Origin of the sequence: Bradyrhizobium sp., from assembly GCF_035273305.1 — a bacterium.
In the GTDB taxonomy this organism is placed as follows: domain Bacteria; phylum Pseudomonadota; class Alphaproteobacteria; order Rhizobiales; family Xanthobacteraceae; genus Bradyrhizobium.
Map to the genome: position 1 here is coordinate 1 of NZ_DATEPI010000306.1, position 4944 is coordinate 4944.

6 protein-coding genes are annotated in these 4944 nt (G+C 59.9%); 2 read left to right on the top strand and 4 right to left on the bottom strand.

What is annotated here, in order from left to right:
- Positions 1-362 precede the first annotated feature (362 nt).
- Positions 363-647, top strand: a complete 285-nt coding sequence (locus VJV58_RS20115; RefSeq protein ID WP_324139126.1) for an usg protein — start codon at positions 363-365, stop codon at positions 645-647.
- A gap of 170 nt (positions 648-817) precedes the next feature.
- Positions 818-1366: a cupin domain-containing protein gene (locus tag VJV58_RS20120; protein WP_324139127.1), complete on the top strand. Its 549-nt coding sequence runs from the start codon at positions 818-820 to the stop codon at positions 1364-1366.
- 9 nt (positions 1367-1375) lie between these two features.
- On the opposite strand, the gene VJV58_RS20125 is transcribed toward VJV58_RS20120, so the two are convergent.
- The 4 genes from VJV58_RS20125 to VJV58_RS20140 all read right to left on the bottom strand — a co-directional run.
- On the bottom strand, positions 1376-2626 hold the full coding sequence (locus tag VJV58_RS20125; protein ID WP_324139128.1) for a NupC/NupG family nucleoside CNT transporter: 1251 nt from the start codon (positions 2624-2626) through the stop codon (positions 1376-1378).
- 99 nt (positions 2627-2725) lie between these two features.
- Positions 2726-3484, bottom strand: a complete 759-nt coding sequence (locus VJV58_RS20130) for an SDR family oxidoreductase (protein ID WP_324139129.1) — start codon at positions 3482-3484, stop codon at positions 2726-2728.
- 22 nt (positions 3485-3506) lie between these two features.
- Positions 3507-4253 (bottom strand): peptidase, encoded by a 747-nt coding sequence (locus VJV58_RS20135; protein WP_324139130.1) that lies wholly within the window; start codon positions 4251-4253, stop codon positions 3507-3509.
- A gap of 158 nt (positions 4254-4411) precedes the next feature.
- Positions 4412-4944: FAD-dependent oxidoreductase (locus VJV58_RS20140; RefSeq protein WP_324139131.1), on the bottom strand; the 533-nt coding region annotated here is incomplete at its 5' end.

A 4944-nucleotide genomic window follows, 5' to 3' on the forward strand; every position in this document is an offset into this window, starting at 1 on the left:
TTTGAAGATGTTGTAAATTCTGAAAGGTTGGCAGTCTATGCCGACGAGTGCCAGCACGACGACATGGACATAGTGGAAATGCCTGCGGGGAACAAGGGCTTCTAGCAAAAAAATTGGCACTCAAATAAGGCGGCTGCCAAAATCGTTAAGCATCCTTAATTCGGCAGCCCGGGGCGGCGACACCCGTATTAGCACGTGCGGTAACGTGCTGCCAACGCAACAAATTTCAACAGTTCATTAAACATTTAGGCTTGTGATGGGTTGGTATCGTGCGTCACATTTCTCTCGTGTGAGCGCATCTCCACCGGGCGGCTCCCGGTCGGCGGCCACCCGGCAAATGCGCTCCAGCAATGGAGGTTGGCATGGTCTCGCGGGTTGGGGTTTCCGACGATTTCCGGAAACAGGTGCTGGGTTACGGGCTGACAACGGCGGAAATCCTATATCGGATGCCCGATCACCCCGCGTTGCTGCAGACTTACGTCTGGCAAAATTACGATCTGTTTCCCAATTTTCCGGCGCTGAAGGACTTTCTGTTGTTCTGGCAGCGAAAGCTCGAAGGTCCGCTCTACGCTGTCACGGTCGCGCATTCCAAGTTGATCAAGCCGGCCGAACTGCGCGCAGTCGACGGGGTATTCCGGCTGCACTAGAGCGTTTTCGAACGAAGCGCGCCCGTTCGCGTGAAGAAAGCGCGTCAGGCGAAAAACTCAGCCCGGCGTTCGCCATGCGGCAAAGCTCGTTGCCGCGTTACCGATGAGGGACTAACGTGCCTCGAGCGCGCCTTGCAGAAAGCGGGTACGCCTGGAACGGGAGGCGCCGGATGCCCAAGCAGAAGCCGAAATCGCGAGCCGCGGCCCGCACCGCCGCGCAGAAAAAGTCCATCCGCAAGATCGCCGGCGTATCCAGCGCGCGGAAACCAGTGAATGCCAAACATCGCAAGCCCAAACGCCCCGATGTCAGTACGGCCAAGCGGGCTCGGCCGAAACAGCGCATTGCCATCAGCCATCATCGTGACGAGGACTTCAAGCCCGATGGGTTGCGCGCTTACGCGGTTTATCGCGACCTTGGAATAGCTGAGGCCAGCCGCGGCCTGGCGCGGGCGCATGTGATCCGACTGGTCGGGCCGTGCGATCCGGCGGAAGTTTCAAAACTGCATTTCCATGACGTCGAATTTCAGATGGTCTATGTGCTGAAGGGCTGGGTCAAAACCTACATGGAAGGGCAGGGCGAGACGCTGATGAAACAGGGCAGCGCTTGGACGCAGCCGCCCCGGATCAAGCATTTGATCATGGACTATTCTGATGATGTCGAGTTGCTTGAAGTGATCCTTCCCGCGGACTTCAAGACGGTCGAACTCGCAACGGGATGACAGCGCCAATTATGTCAATAGCCCGACGATCGCGCCCATCAGGCACGTCGTCAGCGTGCCCGAGACTATCGACTTCAATCCGAGCGAGTTGATCTCGTCGCGGCGCTGAGGAGCCATCGTGCCAAGCCCGCCAATCATGATTCCAAGGCTGCCGAAATTGGCGAAGCCGCACATCGCATAAAGCATGATCAGCCGCGAGCGCGGATCGAGCGCATCATCGCCGAGCTTCGACAAGTCGACATAGGCAATCAGCTCATTGAGCACAGTCTTGGTGCCCATCAGGCTGCCGGCCGTGATCGCCTGCGGCCAGGGCAGGCCCATCAGCCAGCACACCGGCGCCATCGCGTAGCCGAGGATTCGCTGCAGCGAAACGGGTGCGCCACCGACATTCGGCAGCAGGCCGATGATCGCGTTGACGAGATAGACCAGCGCCACCAGCACGATCAGCATGGCAATAATGTTGAGCAGCAGCTCAAGTCCAGCCGTGGTCCCCTTGACGACGGCATCCATAGTGGAGGACGCGTGAGTATCAGGATCGGCAAGCGCGCCGCCAGTCCTCTTGTCGCTGGTCTCCGGCACCATAATCAGGCTGATCAGGATCGCGGCCGGGGCGCCGAGCACCGAGGCAATGACAAAATGAGCCGCGGCGTCGGGTATCACCGGCGCCAGGAATGTTGCGTAGAGCACCAGCACCGTCCCTGCAATCCCGGCCATGCCGCCGGTCATTACCAGGAATAATTCGCTGCGCGTCAGATTTGCCATGTACGGCCGGATAAATAGCGGCGCTTCCACCATGCCGAGAAAAATGTTAGCGGCGGTTGAAAGCCCTACCGCGCCGCCGACACCGAGCGTGCGTTCGAGTAACCACGCCATGCCCCGCACCACCGGCGGCAGAATGCGCCAATAGAACAACAGCGTCGTCAGCACGCTCATGATGAGCACAATCGGCAGCGCCTGAAAGGCGAGAATGAATTCCGTGCCGGGGGCTTTGACATCGAACGGCAGCGCTCCGCCGCCGAGATAGCCGAATACAAACGAAGTGCCCGCGCGCGAGGCCGAAGAAATGGTTCCGACCGCATCGTTAATGACGCCGAAGGCGCGGGCGACCACCTTCACTTTGATCAGAACGAGCGCGGTCACCAGCGTGACCATAACTCCGATCACCGTCTGCCGTAATGACACTGACCTACGGTTCTCGCCAACAGCCCACGCGATCGCGAGCAACGCGAACACGCCGAATGCCGACTGCAATTGAAGCATGATTCCCCCGAGGCCAGACGAGGCCCCGACGCATTATGGAGCGAGCGCTGCGGTCGACGCAATCCGGTTCGGGCGAGAAGCCCTGAATGTCGGCTCGCTTCAACCGCGTCCGACGAATGGCATCTTCGTAGCCATCACCGTCATGAACAGTACGTTGGCATCGAGCGGAAGTGTCGCCATGTAGGCGACCGCGTCGCCGACCGCTTTGGCGTCCATGCGCGGTTCGGGTATTTTGCGGCCATCCGGCTGCAGCACCCCATCTACCATGCGATCGGTCATCGGGGTCGCCGCGTTGCCGATATCGATCTGTCCGACGGCGATGTCGTAACCACGGCCATCGAGATTGGTGGCCTTGGTCAGCCCGGTGATGGCGTGCTTGGTCGACGTGTACGCCGACGAGAACGGCCGTGGCGCGTGCGCGGAGATAGAGCCGTTATTGATGATGCGGCCGCCGCGAGGGGTCTGGTCCTTCATGATGCGGAAGGCGTGCTGCGTGCACAAAAATGGCGCGGTGAGATTGGTCGAGACCACCGCCTGCCATTGCGCGAGACTCAAATCCTCGAACGGGACCGGTGGCGCACCCATGCCGGCATTGTTGAAGAGCACATCAAGCCGGCCATAGGCTTCCATGACCTTCGCGAACAGCGCGGCGATAGAGCCGGGATCGGTCATGTCGGCGGACACGGGAAGACTCTTGCCGACATTGTCGCCGAGCTTCTGCGTCTCCTGCAGCTTTTCGAGCCGCCTTCCAGCCAGCACCACCGTGAAACCGGCCTTCATCAGCGCCAGTGACGCCGCGCGGCCTACTCCGGTGCCTGCGCCGGTGACGACGGCGATCTTGTTTGCTGCCTCGGTCATGTTTCCTGCCTTTTTGTTTTGGTTATGTTTCGGACTTGTAGGGCGGTCGTGGAATATTCTGGTGCGCCGCGCGCAGCGCCGCAGACCAGCGCGAACGCAGATCGTGAAAATAAGGTTCGCCCGCCTCAATGCGGTGGTTGAGATCGGCATCGCAGACATCTGTCCTCACGACCAGCACGTCGATCGGCAGACCGACTCCCAAGTTGGAACGCATTGTCGAATCCATCGAGATCAGGCCGGTCTTGAGCGCATCGTACAGTTCGACATCGTAGTGCATCGCACGATCAAGCACTGGTTTTCCGTATTTGTGCTCGCCGATCTGCAGATATGGCGTGTCGGTGGTGCATTCGATGAAATTGCCGGCCGGGTACACCATGAACAGCCGCATCCGCGAGCCCTTGATTTGACCGCCGAACAAAAACGACACATCGAAACTGATGTCTTCGGATTTAAGCGCGATACCCTCGGTGGAGTGGACCGAGCGGATCGCCCGGCCGATACGTTGCGCAGCCTGAAACATGGTCGGTGCATTGAGCAATGTTTCGATGTGGCCGGTGTCGGGATCTTCGAGGCCTTCGGTCAGGGTCGAAAGCACCGATTGGCTGATCGCCAGGTTGCCGGCGCTCGCGATCGCCATGATGCGCTCACCGGGCTTGGTGAAGACATGAAGCTTGCGAAAAGTCGAAACGTTGTCGAGCCCGGCATTGGTCCTTGTATCCGCGATCATGACCAGACCGTCTCGCACCAAAATCCCGCAACAATAGGTCATTCCCGGCCCCAGACGCGTACATCGCGTTGGATTACTAGCCAATTTCGCAGATGGCTCCAACCCCCACTTCGGCAATTGTGCTGTCGGTCGTCCGTGAGTTCGCGTGGTGTTTCGGATAGCGAATGTGAGGCGTGAGGCCGCACTGCATCCGATACGTTTCAGGCGATTTCGCGCGCATCGCGGCCTCGATACAGCATCAGCATCAACGGCGCGAGCCGCCGCAGCACTCCGTGCGCCGGTATCGGCGCGGGCTCGGAGAACGGCAGCGCGAGCTCGACTTCCGGCACACCACGCACAGCCTTGGACAACTCTTTTCCGAGCGCGATCGAAAGCGCGACCGCGCGGCCGTTGCAGCCGGTCCAGCCGTAGGCGTCGGGCCCGAAGCGATGAATGCGAGGGAGAAAGTCGGTGGTCATTCCGACATACCCATTCCAGACGAACTCGAATTCGACGGGACCGATCTGCGGCCACAAGCGCTGGAGCCGCTCGGCCACCATCAGCTTCAGTTGCTCAGGCCTGTTGCCGATCACGGCTCCGCCCGTCACGAGACGATTTCGGGCGTCATAACGTGCAAAATAAAGCTCGCCGTGCGTATCGGACATCGCCTGCCGGCCGGGAATAATGGTCTTGCACGCTGTATCCGAGAGCCATCGCGTCGCCATTTGCCACGACGACACCGGTATGACTTCCT

What these genes read in the sequence shown, in the direction of transcription:
- VJV58_RS20120 (WP_324139127.1), top strand. Translation starts at nt 818, where the DNA reads ATGCCCAAGCAGAAGCCGAAATCGCGAGCCGCGGCCCGCACCGCCGCG.
- VJV58_RS20125 (WP_324139128.1), bottom strand. Translation starts at nt 2,626, where the DNA reads ATGCTTCAATTGCAGTCGGCATTCGGCGTGTTCGCGTTGCTCGCGATC.
- VJV58_RS20115 (WP_324139126.1), top strand. Translation starts at nt 363, where the DNA reads ATGGTCTCGCGGGTTGGGGTTTCCGACGATTTCCGGAAACAGGTGCTG.
- VJV58_RS20130 (WP_324139129.1), bottom strand. Translation starts at nt 3,484, where the DNA reads ATGACCGAGGCAGCAAACAAGATCGCCGTCGTCACCGGCGCAGGCACC.
- VJV58_RS20135 (WP_324139130.1), bottom strand. Translation starts at nt 4,253, where the DNA reads ATGACCTATTGTTGCGGGATTTTGGTGCGAGACGGTCTGGTCATGATC.